Origin of the sequence: Flexilinea flocculi, from assembly GCF_001192795.1 — a bacterium.
Lineage (GTDB): Bacteria > Chloroflexota > Anaerolineae > Anaerolineales > Anaerolineaceae > Flexilinea > Flexilinea flocculi.
Genome location: NZ_DF968181.1, coordinates 19177 through 38406 on the forward strand (window position 1 = coordinate 19177; position 19230 = coordinate 38406).

General features: G+C 45.2%; 16 protein-coding genes and 1 tRNA gene. 1 reads left to right on the forward strand and 16 read right to left on the reverse strand.

Annotated elements, in window-relative coordinates; translation table 11 throughout:
- Positions 1 to 7: 7 nt before the first annotated feature.
- The 16 genes from xylB to ATC1_RS05195 form a co-directional block, all read right to left on the reverse strand.
- Complete coding sequence (gene xylB, locus ATC1_RS05115) at positions 8 to 1522, reverse strand: xylulokinase (RefSeq protein WP_062279028.1); 1515 nt, start codon at positions 1520 to 1522, stop codon at positions 8 to 10.
- A 2-nt stretch (positions 1523 to 1524) separates the two neighbouring features.
- On the reverse strand, positions 1525 to 2502 hold the full coding sequence (locus ATC1_RS05120; protein WP_062279030.1) for an ABC transporter permease: 978 nt from the start codon (positions 2500 to 2502) through the stop codon (positions 1525 to 1527).
- Between the two features lie 24 nt (positions 2503 to 2526).
- Entirely contained in the window at positions 2527 to 3522 is a 996-nt protein-coding gene (locus ATC1_RS05125) for an ABC transporter permease (protein ID WP_062279031.1), read from the reverse strand.
- A 142-nt stretch (positions 3523 to 3664) separates the two neighbouring features.
- Complete coding sequence (locus ATC1_RS05130) at positions 3665 to 5161, reverse strand: sugar ABC transporter ATP-binding protein (protein ID WP_062279033.1); 1497 nt, start codon at positions 5159 to 5161, stop codon at positions 3665 to 3667.
- Between the two features lie 305 nt (positions 5162 to 5466).
- Positions 5467 to 6462 carry an autoinducer 2 ABC transporter substrate-binding protein gene (locus ATC1_RS05140; protein WP_062279036.1) on the reverse strand — a complete coding sequence of 332 codons (996 nt, stop codon included), beginning with the start codon at positions 6460 to 6462 and terminating at the stop codon, positions 5467 to 5469.
- Between the two features lie 222 nt (positions 6463 to 6684).
- Positions 6685 to 7329: an L-fuculose-phosphate aldolase gene (locus tag ATC1_RS05145; protein ID WP_062279038.1), complete on the reverse strand. Its 645-nt coding sequence runs from the start codon at positions 7327 to 7329 to the stop codon at positions 6685 to 6687.
- Between the two features lie 388 nt (positions 7330 to 7717).
- A tRNA-Leu gene (locus ATC1_RS05150) sits at positions 7718 to 7801 on the reverse strand.
- 233 nt (positions 7802 to 8034) lie between these two features.
- Positions 8035 to 8955 carry a DUF1848 domain-containing protein gene (locus ATC1_RS05155; RefSeq protein WP_062279039.1) on the reverse strand — a complete coding sequence of 307 codons (921 nt, stop codon included), beginning with the start codon at positions 8953 to 8955 and terminating at the stop codon, positions 8035 to 8037.
- Between the two features lies 1 nt (position 8956).
- Complete coding sequence (locus tag ATC1_RS05160; RefSeq protein ID WP_062279041.1) at positions 8957 to 9610, reverse strand: PHP domain-containing protein; 654 nt, start codon at positions 9608 to 9610, stop codon at positions 8957 to 8959.
- Positions 9607 to 10869 carry a hypothetical protein gene (locus ATC1_RS14910; RefSeq protein WP_062279042.1) on the reverse strand — a complete coding sequence of 421 codons (1263 nt, stop codon included), beginning with the start codon at positions 10867 to 10869 and terminating at the stop codon, positions 9607 to 9609. Before ATC1_RS14910 ends, ATC1_RS05160 begins: the two co-directional genes overlap by 4 nt.
- Before the next feature lie 128 nt (positions 10870 to 10997).
- Positions 10998 to 12068: a lipid II:glycine glycyltransferase FemX gene (locus ATC1_RS05170; RefSeq protein ID WP_062279044.1), complete on the reverse strand. Its 1071-nt coding sequence runs from the start codon at positions 12066 to 12068 to the stop codon at positions 10998 to 11000.
- The gene (locus ATC1_RS05175) at positions 12068 to 13084 is read right to left on the reverse strand and encodes a lipid II:glycine glycyltransferase FemX (protein ID WP_062279046.1); all 1017 of its coding nucleotides are present in this window, start codon (positions 13082 to 13084) and stop codon (positions 12068 to 12070) included. Before ATC1_RS05175 ends, ATC1_RS05170 begins: the two co-directional genes overlap by 1 nt.
- Positions 13085 to 13102: 18 nt before the next feature.
- A complete protein-coding gene (locus ATC1_RS05180) occupies positions 13103 to 14995 on the reverse strand; it encodes a polysaccharide biosynthesis protein (protein ID WP_062279047.1) in 1893 nt (630 codons plus the stop codon).
- A gap of 9 nt (positions 14996 to 15004) precedes the next feature.
- The gene (locus ATC1_RS05185) at positions 15005 to 16342 is read right to left on the reverse strand and encodes a sugar transferase (RefSeq protein WP_172667722.1); all 1338 of its coding nucleotides are present in this window, start codon (positions 16340 to 16342) and stop codon (positions 15005 to 15007) included.
- Positions 16343 to 16573: 231 nt separating this feature from the next.
- On the reverse strand, positions 16574 to 17575 hold the full coding sequence (locus ATC1_RS05190; RefSeq protein WP_062279050.1) for a glycosyltransferase family 2 protein: 1002 nt from the start codon (positions 17573 to 17575) through the stop codon (positions 16574 to 16576).
- Between the two features lie 4 nt (positions 17576 to 17579).
- On the reverse strand, positions 17580 to 17963 hold the full coding sequence (locus tag ATC1_RS05195) for a RidA family protein (RefSeq protein WP_062283932.1): 384 nt from the start codon (positions 17961 to 17963) through the stop codon (positions 17580 to 17582).
- Positions 17964 to 18387: 424 nt separating this feature from the next.
- On the opposite strand from ATC1_RS05195, the gene ATC1_RS05205 reads away from it, so the two are divergent.
- Positions 18388 to 19173, forward strand: a complete 786-nt coding sequence (locus ATC1_RS05205) for a Cof-type HAD-IIB family hydrolase (protein WP_062279054.1) — start codon at positions 18388 to 18390, stop codon at positions 19171 to 19173.
- Positions 19174 to 19230 lie beyond the last annotated feature (57 nt).

The following is a 19230-nucleotide window of genomic DNA, read 5'->3' on the forward strand; positions in this document are numbered from 1 at the left end:
CGATCGATCAACCTGCAGCTTTTTTAAAAGTTGGTTTCAGATCCTGATAGAGCTCCAGGAACAACGGATACTGTTTTTCGTAGATCTCAGATCCGTCCGGGTAGGCGACTGTCCGGTCTGTTTTCACCAACTGCTGAATGGTTTCCGCATACGAAGTATATAAACCGATTGCTTTTCCGCATAAGATGATGTTTCCAAGATTGGCAGTGTCATGACCGGAGATCGTGGTAATCGGTTTGCGGATGATTTTACCGAGAATATCCAGCCAAACCTGGCTCTTTAAACCCCCGCCGACAGCTCGAACATCCTGGATTTGGATGCCCAGCGACTCAACCGTCTCAATGTTGTTGCGCAAGCCAAAGGAAACGCCTTCCATGATCGCCTTGATGAAATGCGATTTTTCAGTTTTCAGATTAATGCCAAAAAACACTCCGCGCGCATTGGAATCCCAATATGGCGTGCGTTCCCCGTTCAGATAGGGCAGAAAGATCAGTCCGTCGCTGCCATCCGGTACATTCCGGATCGATTCATTATAACGGTTGAAAATATCACCTGATTCCGTTCCTGTTTCATCTGGTGGATCAAAGCTGTTTTTAAACCATTGCAGCGATTCTCCCGCAGTTTGCATGATTCCCAGTGTCACCCAATGCTTTGGCAGACAATAATGCCAGCATAGCGTGCGGTCCAGATGATCGATCAATGGTTTATCGGAGCAAACGGTGATCACGCCGGCGGTGCCAATAATTAGCGTTACCTGGCTGGATGAGATCATGCCCGCGCCGAAGGCAGATGCGGAATTGTCTGTACTGCCGTTTGCCACCGGGATTCCGGCACGCAGTCCGGTGATCTTTGCCGCTTCAGCGGAAACAGTGCCGATGATGACATCCGATGCCGAGACTTCCGGAATCAGTTGTGAAGGAATCTCGAATAGATCGAACATTTCCTGAGACCATTTTTCTCTTTGATTGTCAAAAAGCAGTGTGCCGCTGGCTTCGGAATAGTCGGTGGCCTTTTGACCGGTCAATCGAAATTTCAGATAATCTTTGGCAATCAGAATGCTTTCCGTTTTCTCCCAAATCTCCGGCTGGTTTTCTTTCACCCAGCGGATATGCATGGCGGAATAGGTCGTCGATGCCGTGTTCGATGTATTTTCAAAAATCAAATCCTTGATGGAAGCATCCCGATTATAACGCTCAGCAATGGAGGCGGTTCGCTGATCCATCCAGGAGATAGCGGGGCGCAAAATCTGATCATGCTGATCAAGATACACTTGCGAATGCATCTGACCGCAGATTCCGATTCCTGCGATTTGCTCAAATGCTTCCGGATAATCCGCTTTTAATTGCTGACAACAATTGATAAAGGCATTCCACCAGTCCAGCGGATCCTGTTCTGCAAATCCGGGCTGGGGTACCTGGATGGGATATTCCCGGGATTGCGAACCGATTCTTAATCCTGTTTCTGAATACAGGCTTACTTTCAGGCTGGTGGTTCCCAGGTCGATACCTAAAAGAACATTCATATTCAAACCCTCTTCTGTTGGAATTTTTCAATCAGGAATTTTAAAATCATCACGAGCAGCAGAATAATGCCCCATAAAGCCAGCGTCAGGAAATTGCTGATTCCCATCAAATTCAAACCGCTGGAAACCATTTGCAGAATGATCAGAGAAACCAATACTCCAGCGACTTTTCCAAATCCGCCGGATGCGCTGACGCCTCCCAAAACCGATGCCAGAACGGTCAGCAGCAGATACGATTCTCCATAATCTGCTTTGGCAGAATTGAAGCGGGAAGTCATCACGACGGCTGCTACTCCGGAAAGGATACCGGAAAGGATGTAGGTTCGCAACAACACGGTTTTATTGTTTACACCGGAGTAAAAACAGGCGACCGGATTGGACCCGATCATATAAATTCTGGTACCAGTCGGTGTTCGATTCAGCACCAATGAAACAATTCCGGCACAGATCAGGAGCAGCAGAAATGGGACTGGAATTCCGAGAATATCTGCGCTGCCGATTTCCAGCATCGCTTCCGGAAATCCGGATATGACATATCCTTGCGTGATGACGATGGATATGCCATTCAGCATGACCATCATGCCCAATGTCGCAAGGATCGGCGGCAGATCCAGATAAGCGATGAAAAATCCGTTAATGGCTCCGATCAGCGCAGCAATGAGAAATCCGACCAGGATGGCTCCTGCCACGATTAAAATACTTTGCCAGCCTGTAGCCTGCAGTGAGGTTTCGGACGTCAGGATCAATGCCATAACGATTCCGGATAAATTGGCAGTGGCGATGATGGAAAGATTGATGCCGGCGGTCAGCATGGGGATCATCATCGCCAATGTGAGAATTCCAAGCTCAGGCATCTGATATGCCATTGATTGGAAGTTGCCTGGATTCAAGAAATCAGATCCGGTGAGAGTCCACATGGTGAGGATGACAATTACCATCACAATGAGTAAAACATGGATTTGAGAAAATTTTTTGGTCATATGGAAAAAGCCTCCGGATCCGTTTTATTCGGTAATAACGCGTTTTCGTATCGATTGTTTTCGGCGGTATGCCGTAAAGCTGACACTCACCAGGATCACGACACCAATGATGACTTTATACCAGAGCGAGGGTACGTGCATCAGCGTCATCCCGTTTCCCAAAATGCCAAGCAGTGTCACACCGAGCAGCGCACCGAGAACGGTACCTGTTCCGCCGGTCAGGCTTGCGCCTCCCAGCACAACAGCTGCGATGACATCCATCTCTTTTCCAACCAGCGAATTCGGCGCCACGGTCTGAACCAGCAATGCCTGGATGACGCTGCCGAAGCCCGCCATCAAGCCCATAAACCCATAAACAAAAAGATGCAGCCGCCGTAAATTAAAACCGGCGCGCTGAGCGGAAACCGGATTGCTCCCCATCGCATAGATACTGCGCCCCAGTACGGTAAATTTCAGGATAAACCAGGCAGCCAACAGCAGCACAATCCAGATTAACGTGATGATGGAAAGGCCATATGGCCAGCCTTCGGCAGTTCGAAGGGTGATAATCCGAATCTGAGCAAAGTCGCCAAACCAGGTCGGGAATCCGTACAGCCACTTACCTTTTGTGATGACTGTCAGCAATCCATAGAAGATGTTGGATGTGGCAATCGTAGTGATCATGCTGGGAATCTTGAACATATCGATAATAGCGCCATTCAGGATTCCTAATAATACTCCGATCACACCGGCAATCAGGAAAATTAGCAAGATATTCAGCCGATCGCCCATATTCAGCAGCAGCACTGCGATCGTGTACCCTGACACAGTCGCAATGGCGGTGAATGACAGATCAATTCCGCCGGATATCAGGACAAACAACATCCCGATTGCAAAGGTGCCGGTCAGACTGAAACTCTTTAACAGATCAAAGAAGTTTTCCAGTGTGAAGAAGCTTGGATTGATCAGTGTAATGATGATCGAAAAGAGGATGATGGCAAATGCCAGAAAAGATTCGTGTCGAAAAAGTATTTTTTTCATAGGGAGACCATAAAACAGCAATTGGAAATATGGAGAGGATTCTCTGATATTCTTCGATTTTTACATGCAGCGCAAAAATAGAAAAACTTCATATTTTCTCGATTGATTCGAAATGTCGGTCGATATTTTAAATGGTTAATCATTAGACCGTACCGTTGACATAATTCTGGATTTCATCAATCGATGTATTCTGGGTAATAAATGTCTTCATCAGGCTACCTTTGTGCATAACGAGGATCCGGCTGCAGTTATGATAAACTTCTGGAATTTCTTCAGAAATCATGATGACCGAAATTCCTCTTTTTGCAAGACTGCGAATGATTTCATGGATGGAACGTTTTGCAGCCACGTCAATGCCGATGGTTGGACCGTCCAGAATAAGAATTTTCGGATCAGCAGCAATCCACTTGGCGAGGACGACCCGCTGTTGATTTCCTCCGGAAAGCGTCTGAACCGGCGATTGTACCGATGGTACTTTAATCGAGAGGTCTTTGACCCAGTGTTCAATGCTATTACGAATTTTTACCGCGTCCAAAAAGTGGCGGCGAGTGGTCATTTGATCCAGTGTCGTTAAAATGATGTTCTGTCCGACAGATTGCGTAGTCACCAGTCCTTGAATCAATCGATCTTCCGGAACATAGGCGATCCCGTATCGGAGGGCGTCCTGAATAGAGTTGATTTTTACCGGCTGTCCATTAATGAGGATTTCTCCCTGATCCGGTTTCGTTTTGCCAAAAATTGACAACGCCAGTTCTGTACGCCCGGAACCCAGCAGTCCGGTCAATCCTAAAATTTCTCCTGGAAAAAGTTCGAATGAGACATCTTTATACTCTCCTTTTTTGGAGACATGATTCAATTCTAAGATGGGATGATCGAATTTTCCGGCAAATTGAAATGGTTCATATTCAACCTTCATCCCGGTCATCAGGAATGTCAGGCTGTCATTGTCCAGTTCTTTGGCAGGATAAGTGCCGATCATTTTCCCGTCCCGCAGCACACTGACGCGGTCGGCAATCTCAAGAACTTCATTCAATTTATGACTGACAAAAATGGTGGATATCCCCTTTTTTTTCATCTCCAGCACAACAGCGAGCAGTGAATCGACTTCACGTTTGGTCAGGGAAGATGTGGGTTCGTCCATAATTAATAGCTTAACATCGCGCGTTAACGCTCGGCAGATAGCTGCCAGTTGCTGATCGGCGATGGAAATTTCGTTTACATTGGCATCCAGCGGCAGATGTACGCCGATTCTGGATTGCGCTCTTTCTGCAATCTGGTTGAGTTCTTTCCAATTGACGACTTTTCGATGATTGGCGACATAATAATCCAGTGCGATATTTTCTGCAACGGTCAGGTTAGGAAAGGAGGAAAGGTCCTGATAGATGACCTGGATACCGCGGTTGATGGCGTCCATCGCGTTCATGGATTGAATCGGAGCGCCATTGATTTCAATCACAGATCCTGAGTCTGCTTTGACAGTTCCGGAGATGATCTTGATCATGGTGGATTTGCCGGATCCATTTTCACCGGCCAGACAATGAATCTCCCCGGGGTTGATTTCGAAGTTAATCTTATCCAGCGCTGTCACACCGGCATAATGTTTGCTGACCTGCTTTAATGAAAGAAAAGGTTCTGCCATTCAAAAACCTCATGATGAAATTATCGGAGAACAATACGAAAAAACGTCTGCAATAGGACGACCGCCGAAACAGCGATCTGAAATACGAGAAAAATCACTGGTTTTTTTCAGAAATGCAGAACAACACATCAACAATTATTTTTCGAAAAGCTTTTCCAAATTGCGAAAAACTGCTGTTGAAAAAAAAAGAAAAAACCTTTGATACAGTCTTCCCTTCATCGGGTTGAAAGGAAGACTGAACGCAGACGTCTGGACGAAAAAATGGAGCCCCATTCCGATTCGGAATGAAGCTCCGTACAAACAAATTAGAATCCCAGTGATTCCGCATTCTCGGCAGTGATGGACAGGATCGCATCTGCCTTGACCAATGTTCCTTCAACTGTGATTTTGCCGATTCCGGGGATTTCGGTTCCGGTTTCAACTTTATTGCCGTCCAGCATGTATTTTGCCAGCCAGACCATGCCGAAGCCGGCATCAGATGGATTCCACAGGATTCCCTGTTTCAGCGAACCCTCTTTCAAATACGGGGCTGCCTGAGAAGGAATCACAGTACCGACAACGCCAATTTTATCCGCCAGACCTTTTTCTTTCAGTGCCTGGGCAGCGCCAATCGGGCCGAGACTGCCAAAACCAACGATACCCTTCAGATTCGGATAGGCTTTAATCAGTTCCAGTGTCTTCTGGCGGGCAAGTTCCTGATCTTCACCGCAAGGAATGCGATCGGTGACCAGTTTCAGATTCGGATATTTTTCTTTCGCATATTCAATTCCGGTGTCAGCCCAGAAGTTGTGGAGCGGTACGGTTAATCCGCCGACAAAAATGGCATATTCGCCGGAATCACCCATGGCGGCAACGAGCTGATCGAAAGCCTGCTGTCCGAATTTGACGTTGTCAATCAGTTCAAAGTCATAATCGATTCCAACCTGATCCGGTGATTCATGGGTTAAAACCAGAATTCCTTTTTCCTTGGCTTTCTTAAAGACCGGTTCGAGTGCTTTTGCATCATTCGGGACGACAGCAATTGCATCGACACCCTTGGCGACCAGATCTTCAACAATCTTAACCTGCGCAGCCGGATCCGCTTGTGCCGGACCGGTCTGATAGGCGTTGACGCCCAATTCTTTAGCTGCCCTGTCAACGCCTGTTTCCACGACATTGAACCAAGGAATACCGGTGATTTTTACAACTACGGCGATTTCGTATGGTTCATCCGCAGCGGATACACTCATAACGACACCTGCTGTCAGCACACAAAGCGCAGCGAAAACAACCAATAATTTTGACAAAAACCTCTTATTCATAAAACTCTCCTTTTATCTATTGTTGCTACTATGATAGAGTCCAAATGACTCGATCTGCCGAAAAAATCGAAACACACATTAATAATTTGGAATATCATAAGGTTCTGTTGTTTTTGCACTCAGCGCAAAAATCACCAATAAAGCGTTCTCTCGATGAATTCAAAATTTCTTATGTAGATTTCGTAATGCTGGATACACAAGGATCAGGGGGACAGTCCTGATTTATCTGCGTTGTCCGTAGGTTTTAAATTTTTCTCCGACTACGACCATTTCTTCTTTTGACAGGATGACCGGTTCGCCCATGCTCTTGCACTGCACATAGAGCCTTGCGACCAGTTCGATCTCTTCGGCGACGGCAAAGGCTGAAAGGATACTGGCTCCGACTGTGACTATACCGTGATTAGCCATCAGACAGGCGTTGTAATTCCCGATGGCTTCCAGAATGTTATCCGAAAGCTCCTGTGAACCGTAGGTGGCATACTTTGCCAGCGGAACCTTATTACCGGAAAAACCGACCAGATAATGCACTGCCGGCAGTTCCCAGTTCATACAGGCTATGGTTGTGGCATAAACCTGATGCGTATGCACCACGGCATTAATGTCGGTGCGGCGGTTCAATAATGCCAGATGGAATTTTGTCTCGCTGGAGGGTTGACGGCTGCCTTCAACAATGCTTCCATCCGGAGAGAGAACCACCACATCTTCCGGCTGCATCAGCAGGTAATCCATGCCGGAGGGTTTGATGGCGATCAGGTTCTCTTTCCGGTTGAAAATGCTGAGATTTCCGCCGGATCCGGTCGTTAATTGGGAGGCTATCAATTTCTTACCGTACTCTACAATCAGATTTCGTTCTTCTTCTAACTTCATGAAATACTCCTGTTTGTCGAAAGGTGTTTTTATACGTTGGATATATTGATTATATTGTAAAGAATGGGAATCAAGTGTGACAATCATCATGCGCTTCTGCCAAAGTCGCCGGAGTTGATGATTGAATGACTGAAAATATTATAACGATATTGACATCGAAAATGTGCAAATTGGTAAAAAATTGGATTGAAATCGCAGAGTGGGGCGAAGCATCCGCCAATCATTGCTATGCTTTTCCAGGATTTCTCGAGGCGGATGCTTCGGCCCTATTGATGGCAATAATATGAATGTGTTTCAATACATCCATCCACTGCGAAAATTTGCAGAGGTACATTAAGGGTAACATACGAATACAAAAACGATCTCATGTTTCAGAGATCGTTTCTTGTAGCGCGAGTGGGGGTCGAACCCACATGATGTTACCACCGACAGATTTTAAGTCTGTTGCGTCTGCCTATTCCGCCATCGCGCCAACATCTCCTTGATGGAGTCACTTTATTTTAATCCACCCTAACATTAAGTCAAGGTATTTCCCGAAATCTCAGTAATTGGTTATATTTAATTGCTATTCGACTTAATCAATAAAAAAATTCTCTCCATATTTCGAATGTTTGTTCATATTACGACCCCATCTGTCCTTAATGGCAAAATATCTGTGCTGTCATATTCAGAACATTTCAGATCATCATCCGTTGATGAAAAGCGTCAGCCGATTCTGCAGGAGCGGACGCTGCGATCCGTGATGATGTCCTGTGCGGACACCTCTCCAAACAAAAGCGGCGCATTCGAATCATGCGTTTGATCTGTCAGGAATCTCCTGTTGCCGGGATGAACCGCATAGCAATAGCGGCAGCCGATCCGGCAGGTGTTATAGGTTCCGATATCGATCGAAGCTGCACAGTCGCATTCCTTGCGTTGATTTTTATCTTTCTCAGCCAAAACCGGATATCCAGCCAGTTTACTCAGCAATTGACTGTCGATGCAGTGGGAAGGCTGAATCTGGAACGCTGATAGATCCATGTTTTCAGCACAGGCGCAGAGCTCCAGACGGTTGCTTCTGGCTATTTTCCCGAGATTGTTTGCCAAAATGCGCTGACTTTCATCCGAAAATGGATGCAAATGGAAAGCAGCCAGATTTTTTCCCGTATCACGGTAAAAATCAAGAAAACTGATGATGCATTGATGCGTGTATCCGCTCAGTTCATGAGCGATCCGCTCAAAATTCTCCAGATGATACGCAATGGAATACGATTCACTGATGATGATCGGATCATAACGCCAGATTACCCGATCCGGTCCGATTTGATCGGACAATCTCTTAAATGCAGAGATCAGGACTTCTTTTTTTGGAGGTATTCCGGGTTCCAGAGATCGGTCATAGGAATTAAGCGTAAACAAAAAATAGTACGCATATTCCTGAAAAGCATCCAATTTTGGTATCAATGGCAGTGGATTTTTTGTCCAGAAAACAACGCCATCCACGACTTCCGGCGAAAGGCTGATGCGGCTGATCTGATGGAAACGAAACGGATTCCTGACCAGGACAAAACCTTCTTGAAAACGTTTGACGAGCCAATCTGAATAGCATGCCGGAAGATCGGTTCGGCGGCTGGCGCTGATTATCATATTATTTAAGATGCAATTTTTTTAATAGCACGGCTTTCCGGGAATAAAATCGAACCAGTAGCGACGATTCGTCACCGAAAACAGTCGCTTCCCGGACCGCCAGCCGCATTTCATCCGCTGTATGAAAATCCGGTAATTCTAATCCCATTCTGCCCAATTCGTGTACTGCATGGCCGTCTGATCCGGCTGTAGCTGCCAAGCCATGCGCATTTGCGAAATCGGCGGCTTTTTGATTCAATCTTGGGGTGTTTCTCCCATTGGCGGTTTCGATGGCATCCAGATAGGGCTGATATCGCAGCATTTCTGGCTCTGTCCAGCCCATGCGAGAAAAAGCATACGGATGAGAGAGCGAAATGAACGCATTCTGAGCAGTCAGTCGTTGAAAAGCCTCTTCCGGTTCCAACCATGGCGGGATTTCTTCTTCCACAAAATATGCCAGGATTTCTCCGCAAGTGGTTTGTATTTCCTCTCCAACAATCACAAAATCCGGATAACGCTTTTTCAGGATCATAGCGCCGGCAATCGTATTATGGTCGGTGATGATCAGCTTATCCAGCCCGATTCTTCGAGCCTGATCTGCCAGATCTTCTATCGGCGAGATTGAGTCCGGAGAATATTCGGTATGGAGGTGGCAATCGATTCGGATCGTTTTCATGGTTCTTTCGTCAATGTCGGGCGGGATGTGTCGGTCGGCCGCAGTGTCTTGGTCGGCCATAATGTGGCAGTATGGGTTAAGGTGAGCGTCGGTATGCGTGTATCTGTCGGCCGCAGCGTACGGGTAGCCGTTTTTGTCGGTGTCATTGTAATTGTAGAAGTTATCGTTGGCGTTTTGGATGGTGTCCATGTCGGCGTGGGTGTTCGCGTGTTTGTTGGTGATACTGTTCTGGATGGAGTCCAGGTCAGACTGGGTGTCCGTGTAATGGTCGGCGTGCGTGTGACTGTCGGTGTTCTGGTGATCGTAGCTGTTGCTGTAGCAGTTGCCGTAAAAGTCGCAGAAGCCGTATGCGTATAAGTTCGTGTCGGTGAAGGACTGATCGTGGATGTTGGTGTAATCGTTGGCGTTTTCGTCAACGGCATTCCGCTGATTTGAAATCGTCCGGATGTATACCACTGATTACCGGCGAAAATTTGGAGTTCATATTCTCCGGGAAGCCAAATGTCCGAATCGTCGGGTGCGCAGATCGCCGATGCGTAACCGCCCGTACTGATTCCTTCTGTTGTCGCGGAACTGCATACGACCATTCTGTCATCCACACGATACCAGACAAAAAAGAACTGTCCGCCGGCGATCATTTTGTCAAAGCTGAAAAAACCGATGATCTGTCGGATCGGATTTTCAAAGATTTCCAGCGATTCGATCGGCATCCCGTCATCACCCAATTCACGCGTGAATTGAATCGGGCTGAAAATCAGAGCTTCACCAGGCGATGTTTCAGATGTGCTCAGTGGTTTCAGGAACTCTGGAAATGCAGGTGTATCGGTGATGGAAGGTGTATTGGTAATCGTTGGGGTTAATGAGACAGTCGGTGAAAGTGTGATTGTCGGGGTTAAAGTAACTGTCGGTGTATTTGTAATGGTGGGTGAAGGTGGAAAAATACTATATATCGCGGATTCGCCAAAATTGTTCAAGACAAATGCGGCTCCGACAAGCAGCATCGAGACCAGAATCAAACGCCATCCTCTTGAGACCATAGCCTGACGTTTTCGGAAGTAGACAATACGGTTCCCTTTTTTGATGGCATTCACACCTAATAAAAATGCCAGCACAGCTCCGCCTAAGGCGAGCAGAAAAGCAGTTCCGATTCCTGCTGTTATGTCGAGATTCAGTTTGAACCGGTTGAAGATATTCATGATTGGGATTATATCACGCAGAAAATGGATTGCTTCTTTAAGATCGCAATGACAGATCGACATGGTAGTACTCCCGGGTATCTCGATTTTGTGCCCAGAAATCTCCAAATTTGAGTGTCAAAGGGATTTTGTTTCAAAAAGTGAGAAACTCATGTTCTAATTGCGGAAAATTATCTGAAAAACTGGAAGAATCAGTTTACAGAAGTATTACGATTTTTCTTCTTCAAATATGTTAAAAATTTTGGCAGCGTTTTAACAAACAATCGGTAAATGGGCTTGTTTAACGGATAATCCCAGGCGCCCGGCGTGATCACTTCGTATCCTCCAAGCCCTTTCTTAAATTGATAGACGCCCCACATGCGATCGTTCTCATCAAAATGGTCTGGCGCACCCCAGAGGTCGTAGACTGCAGCTCCGGCTGCTTTGGCGGTTCGGATAGCTTCCCATTGCAACAGATAATTGGGCATTTTTTCGCGATGGAGATCGCGAGACATTCCATAGATATACCAGGCTTTTTGCGCATAGATAAAAAGCATCAGTCCTGCAACAGCTTCGCCATCCACTTCTGCGATCAACGGTTTTAAAATCCCGGCGGAGAAAAACCGATTCCACACATCCAGATAATAGCTCTTTTCACGGATGATAAACTGGTCACGAGAAGAAGTCTCCGCATACATAGCATAAATTTCTTCAAAATCTGACGGAGTTCCAATACGGACAATGACGCCTTTTTTCTCAGCCAATCTGATCTTGTATCGAGTGCGCTGTTTCATGGCAGTCAGCAACTCTTCTTCAGACCGATGCAGGTCAATCCAGACACTGTTGGCAAACTGGATTTGCTGATCCGAAAAATGCCAGCTTTTCTTTTTGTACATTCCCAATAGTGTGTTTCCGGCATAAATCGGCTGATATGAATCCGAGTTCGGAATGCCAAAACCAACCGGTACATCCGGATCGATTTTCAGAAATATGGCATGCTCTTCTTTTGCTTTCCGGAGAATATCATCGATGACACGATCGCGTAGCGCCAGATTGTTCCAGTCCAGCAGCGGACCACGTGGAATATACCAGAACGATTTACCTAATCCCAGCGGTTTTTTCAGGATCATTGCTGCTGCTTCAATTTTTCCGTCTTTGTCTTTCCATTGTTGAAATGCTGGTTCCCATCCAACATTTCTTTTAATTTCCGCCCATTCGGAAGTTTGCAGAATGGATGCTCCCGGCAGATCAGCGATCAGTTGATTCCATGAAACAGTATTCATTATCGCTTTTTCCTTTTGGATACAGCAGCAATAAACCGGTAAAACAACGGTATATAAGAAAAATCCAGTGTTCCAACGGTTCGGCGAATTTCTCCGCCAAATCCGCGTTTAAAGCGATAGACGCTCCAAAGTCCGTCCTGGCGATTCTGAAACTGCGATTCCAGTGTTTCCTCGGATTCGTCTGGAATTCCCCATAAGTCATACTCTGTGCAGCCATATTGTGCGCACATTTTCATGGCAGTCCACTGCAGCAAATGATTTGGCATCCGATTACGTTCCTCGTTCGAAGAAGCTCCATATAAATAATAGCCGCGCTTCCCGCGGATGAACAGCATCAGCGCTGAAAGCGGTTTCCCTTCAAAGGAAACCATCAGAAGGTGCACTGTGTTTCCAGGTTTAAAACTGTCATAACATTTTTGATAATAAGTCGGGGTATGTACGCCGAAATTGTCACGATCGCCGGTTTGTTCCATGAGATGGGAGAAAGCGGCGATCTGATCCGATTCTTCGACAACAAGGTCTTTCTTTTGGGAAAGCCGGATATTATAGCGTGTTTTTTGGTTCATCCGGTTGAGCCAGTCTTCTTCTGTGCCTGCCAGCGAAATAACCATAGTATTCGGAGGCTGAATCGTCGCGAAACCGGGTTGGAATCCATTCATGCTTTGTAACAAGATTTCTGCTTGAGGAGAATTTTGCCATTCATCCGGTTCGACACGCAAAAAAATTGCATGCCGTTTTCGGCATATTTGATGGATTTCGAGCCAGAGATTCTGATAATCCGGTGATTCTTGGGAGAATGAGACGGGTCCGCGCGGGATATAAGCGATCGTGAACCAGGGAATGTGATGCGGCAATTTACGGAAAAGGACCATTGCGCCTGCAGTTTCATTAGCGACATAAATCGGTTCCCAACCGAATGCGGTTTTTAATTTCCCCCATTCCGCGGTCTGTAGTATGGAAGCATTCGTATTCTTTGCAAGCAAAGCTTGCCATTGTTGAGCGTTTATTTGTGTCATAAGGATGACTAAGTCTTTTTATACAGTGAACATGTCCGTTGTCTGCATGCTGACCAGATTTGAGTCCGGTATTACTTCGTTCAGATATTGCCGGATTTCGCTGTCTCTTCCTTCTTTTGCAAAAGTTGTCAATTTTTCGATAACTTCTGTAAGCTCTCGATCGCTTAGGAGGTCATCCCTGTTTAATTTAAAAATATCCGGATGAGCAGTCGGTTCAAGCGATTGCCCTTCGTTCCACAGATCTTCACTCAGTTTTTCACCTGCGCGGATTCCGGTGAACTTAATTTCAATATCGCGTCCTGGCTCCAATCCGGAAAGCCGGATTAAATCTTCTGCCAGATCCAGAATGCGAATTTGTTTGCCCATATTCAAGACGAATGTTTCATCATTCGAGCCAAGTCCTGCCGCTTCCAGCACCAGATAGACTGCTTCGGGGATCGTCATGAAATAACGCTGCATTTCAGGATGCGTTATGGTGACAGGACCGCCCTTTTTGATCTGATTTTTAAAGATGGGAACGACACTGCCGCGGCTGCCCAAAACATTTCCAAAACGCACAACGGTAAACTTTGTCTCCGATTTTTTGGATTCATTCAGCACAACATTTTCTGCAAGGCGTTTGGATGCCCCCATTATATTAACTGGCCGCACTGCCTTGTCTGTGGAAATCATGACGAATCGTTCTGTGTGATTTTTACTGGCAGTGATTGCCATGTTCCAGGTTCCCTGAATGTTGTTGGTGATAGCTTCTTCCGCGTTGACTTCCATCAAAGGAACGTGTTTGTGCGCTGCTGCATGAAAAACGATATTTGGCCGTCGTTTTTCGAAAATTTCTTCCAGTCTGGTCAAATTCCGAATATCAGCGATCTCCGGACTGATCGGCAAATCCGGATAATTCTCGCGCATTTCAATCAGCGTTTCAAAAATACTGTTTTCACCATGTCCCAGAAGAATAATCTCCACTGGATTCCAGCGTGCAATTTGACGGCATAATTCTCTGCCGATGGAACCGCCTGCACCGCTGACGAGGACGATCTTGCCGGTCAAAATTGTCCCGATGTTGTCCTGATTCAGCTTAACCGGATCACGCCGCAGCAGATCGGTAATTTCGACTTCACGCAGTTTGCTGAAGGATATTTTCCCGCCTAATAATTCATAAATACCGGGCATTGTCTGGAAAGAAATCCCTTTTTCGCGGCAGGCATCGGATGCCAGGCGAACTGTACGCCCCGGTGCACTTGGGATTGCGAAGAAACAGGTTGTAACATGATGGCGGTCAATTTGACGGCTCAAATCATTCAGATTGCCAAGAACACGGATACCATAGATTTCCTGATTCAACTTCTTGGGGTCATCATCAATGAATCCGACCGGATTCACATTCAATTGCGGATTTTTCTGGATCTCACGGCAAACTAAGGCGCCGGCGTCACCGGCACCGATGATAAAAGCCCTTTTTACGTCGTTGCGAGCTTTACTGACTGTATTATTCTCCATCTCAGCCAGATAGCGCAAAGAGAAACGGACACCGCCGACTGCAAACAGTGACAACATCCAATCAATGATCAGAACCAGCCTTGGAAATCCGATAAAGACTCTGAACGCAGCCAGAATGATCAAGACCGCCGAAACAACCGCAGACGCGCACGTTACGGCGATGATGATGCCTTTTAATTCGTTAATACTGGCGTAGTTCCATAAACGGCGATACATCCCGAAAAGGAAATATACAACCGGTTTGATTAAAACAGAGACAGCAACCATCCAAAGAGTGGATGGAAGATATTTCTGGAATGCAGCTCCAAGTTCGAAACGCAGGAAGTAGCTCCCAAAAACACAAATTACGATGAACATCACATCAATCAGAAAGATATAACGATTCCGCAGATTTTTCCTCAAATGGAGCGCCATAAAAAAATTCTATCTCCCTTTCAATCCAAAAATCGTGCTGAAGGTTCGTAAAAGAATCGAAAAATCTAAAATCAGGTTCCGATGTTTAATATAGTAAAGGTCATATTCCAGTTTGATAGCGTTTTGTTCAGCTCCGGAGGCATATCCGTAATTGATCTGAGCCCAGCCTGTGATTCCCGGTCGAACGAGCAATCTGCCTCGATAAAACGGAATTTCTTTTTGAAGATCAACAATAATGTCCGGCCGCTCAGCACGAGGACCTACAAGGCTAAGATCACCCCGCAATACATTAATAAACTGCGGCGTTTCATCCAGATGACTTTTTCGTAAAAATTTTCCGATGCGTGTTATTCGGTTGTCGTGAGCGGATGCCGGCCTTGCAATTCCATCTGCTTCGGCATTCTGAATCATAGTTCTAAATTTCAGGATCCGAAAAGGTGTTCCGCGCAGACCCAGACGTTCCTGTGTGTAAAAGATCGGCCTGCCGGAATCGATCAGGATCAGTAAAGAGATTAATGGGAAAAGAACGATGAAAAAAAGTGTCCCGAAAAATCCAAAAATGATATCCAGCAGCCTTTTTGCAAGTTCCTGCAGCGCGCTGGAATGTGCCTGATCGTAGAAACTGCGAACCATCCAGTCGGTTCCAAGCAAATATACCGGCAATCGTTTCAGAATTTCTTCATATACAGTTGGCATGGTCGTGACAATCAGTCCTTTTTCTTCTGCCATCGTTAGCGCTTCAAACAGATTAGGATTCATGCGGTTACTGATTGCCATGATCACCTGTGAGATCTGATATTTTTCGACTATTTCAAAAAAGGCGCTTGAATCCCCTAAAACCGGATAGGATGAGATTATTTTACCGATTTTATTCGGGTCATCATCCAGAAATCCGATAACCTTAAAAGGAGTTGGTTTTGTGGTGTAGATAATTTCCGCAATTCTGGACCCGGCTTTCCCTGCTCCGACAATCAAGGTGTTTAATAAATTTTCAGGCAAAGTAAAAATGCGGATATAAAGAAGTCTCCACAGGATTGACAGGATAGGTGCAAAAATTAGAAAAACTGCGACACCGCGACGGGGAAGCGCTTTCGGGGGAGAAACGAAGAAAAGGATTAAATAAGAACCAAACGCGATTAAACTGGCAATAAAAATAAAACTAAGCGTGTAAGATATGGAGCCGGATCGGTTGGAATCGTATAACGGAGCCATAAAAAGGAGCCAAATAAACGGTAGGATATAAAACCAGTTTTCTGGTCGTTCTGCAAAAAACTGTGGCGATAATCCGAGCCAATCATCACCATGAGCCCAGGTGACCAATGCGATCAATAACGCAAGGATGGTCACAAAAAAATCTCCAAAGAACAGAATAATTTTGCGTTCTCGTAAATTGAAGCGTGATTGTATGGGGCTTCGAAAAGAATATTCAGCCATCTTTTTTCTTATTAATCAGTTTCGTTTCTTTAAAATTTGAATAGATTGTATTGAAAAATGGAATTTTTTACAATTGGTGTCAATACAATTATTTTGAAGGTTTATTGTTTTGATTTTCAGTATCAAACAAAACCAGCCTTTTATTCAGGATTTACGTTTCCTGCTGAGCGTCAGCAAACTCCAAAGAAATCCGCTTCCCCAACAGAAATGCATGACTGAAATCGCAACCGGCATCCCCCAAAACAGCGCGAGGTCGTTTTCATCTCCGGCAGCTCGAATCGCGATCAATGTCAATCCCATGATATACGCAATTAATTCCAATGATATCACAGTTGCAAAAAATGAAAAAAATAGCTGCCCGATCAAGAGCATTGGAATACTGAAGACAAATAAAGGGGGAATCAATTGGCGCAAGCGTAAACTCCGCGGATCTTTTCGCAGCATCCGCATTTTCCAGTACCCGTATCGCCAATATTGTTTTGCCAGTGCTGTCAACGATGATCGAGCAAAATAAGTGCAGCGTATTTTCGGATCAAACCAGATTTTTTTACCGTTCCTTCGAAGGCGGACATTCAAATCATAATCTTCATTGGTCAGCAGCGATTCATCAAATCCTCCCAGTTCCAGGAGTGTGGATTTTCGATAAGCTCCAAAAGGAACCGTATCAACATACGATGCTTCTTCGCTGTATCGATACTTTGCATCCCCAACACCGAACGGTGAGCTGGCCGCTTTTGCGATTGCGCGGGCAATTCCTTTCTTGCTGCCGGGCTGAATATCCCAGCGTCCGCCTACATTGGATCCTTTATCTGCCTGCAGGGCATCAATGCAAAGTTCAACATAATTTTCTGCGGGAATGCAATGAGCATCCAGGCGAATAATAAATTCGCCCGATGCATGCTGAATCGCAAGGTTCAATCCTGACGGGATAATCCGTTTTGGATTCTCAACAATTTTAATTTGCAGGGCAGGATGCTCTTTTTGCCATTGAAGGATTTTTTCCACAGAATGATCACTGGAATTGCCGTTTGCCAGGACGATTTCCATTTTTGATGCGGGGTATGTCTGTCCATAAACAGCATCCAGCAATAATTCAATGGTTTTCTCTTCGTTATAAAATGGAACGATAACCGAGACAGTCGGCATAGGTTTATGGAACCAGAGCAATCACTTCAATTTCGACGGCCATTCCTTTCGGAAGTTTTGCAACCTGGACAGCAGATCGAGCCGGACAATCGGAGGTGAAAAATTCAGCATAAATTTCGTTCATCGCTGCGAAATCATTCATGTCCCGCAAAAAAACAGTGGTTTTGACAACATTTTTTAATTCTGTACCTGCAGCTTCCAAAATGGCTGATATGTTCAAGAGCGATTGACGGGTCTGTCCTTTAATTTCGTCAGAAGCCGGTTCACCCGTTTCCGGAACAATGCCCAATTGTCCTGCCGTAAAAATGAGATTACCTGCGGCTACGCCTGCAGAATATGGACCCAGCGCTTTGGGAGCTTTATCTGTGATGATAATTCTCTTTTGCATCATTTCATTTTCTCCTTTTTTATCGTTTTCAAATATTCCGTTGTTCATCAGGATTTTCATCTTAATCCAGTAATGCGAGCTATCAACTTGTTATTCGAATTAATCGGGGAAAACATCTCAATAACAAAGAATTTTCCCCATTTTTCGAATTGCTGATCATCATCTGCAATTGCTGTTCATATCGAGAAATAAATTTTACTTCAAAAAACGATCCCTTTGAAGAATCAGCTGTTTGATATATATGAAGGATAGCTTGTTGTTGTGTTGTTTTTGCATTCCGCGCAAAATCAAAAAAACAATAAATAATTCTTCTCACATTTCGAATCGCTGCTGGTCACTTTGCGGTTCACTGACAGAATGGTTATAATGAATTCTCGATTCATGAACAAAAGAATGCCGATTGAGGTACAAGGAGACATATTGAATGATTAAAGCAATATTTTTTGACATCGACGGAACGCTGATCAGTTTGAAGACGCAACAGATTCCGGAATCTGCAAAAAAAGCTTTACTGTCATTGCATCAAAAAGGTATTCTGCTCTTTTTGGCATCCGGACGCCCGCCGAAAAATATCCGATATGTACAGGATATGATGGATTTTGAATTCGACGGATTCATTACAATGAACGGGCAATACTGTTATCACAGCGGCGGATTGGTCTATGAAAATTGGATTTCTCAGGAAGACCTTCGTCTTTTAACACCTTTTCTTGAAAAAGAACAAATTGCGTGTACTTTTATGGAGCTGGATTACAGTTACAACAATTTTATCAATGATCGGATCATAAATTTGTATCAGACGATCGGTCAAACCCAAAAAATGGATCCGGTCGATGATGTCAGACGCATTGAGACACATAAAGTATATCAATTAAACATCTTTGTTCAGGAATCTGAAGAATTTCGGCTGAAAAATTTCCTCCCTGCATGCAAATTCCTGCGCTGGTTTCCAAATTATGTGGATGTGATTTCTGCAGATGGCGGTAAACCAGTCGGTATTGATAAAATGTTGGAGGCTTATCATATCCGTCTGGATGAGACGGCTGCATTTGGTGATGGCGGCAATGATATCGATATGCTCAAACATGTCGGGACAGGCATTGCTATGGGGAATGCGGATAACAAAGTGAAGGCCATTGCGGATTTCGTTACATTGGATGCCGATCAGGATGGGATTCTCTATGCGCTTCGCAAGCTTGACCTTTTATGATAAAACGCATCCAATTCTTTTGAACGAACTCTCTGAATAGCAATTCGAAATATTAAC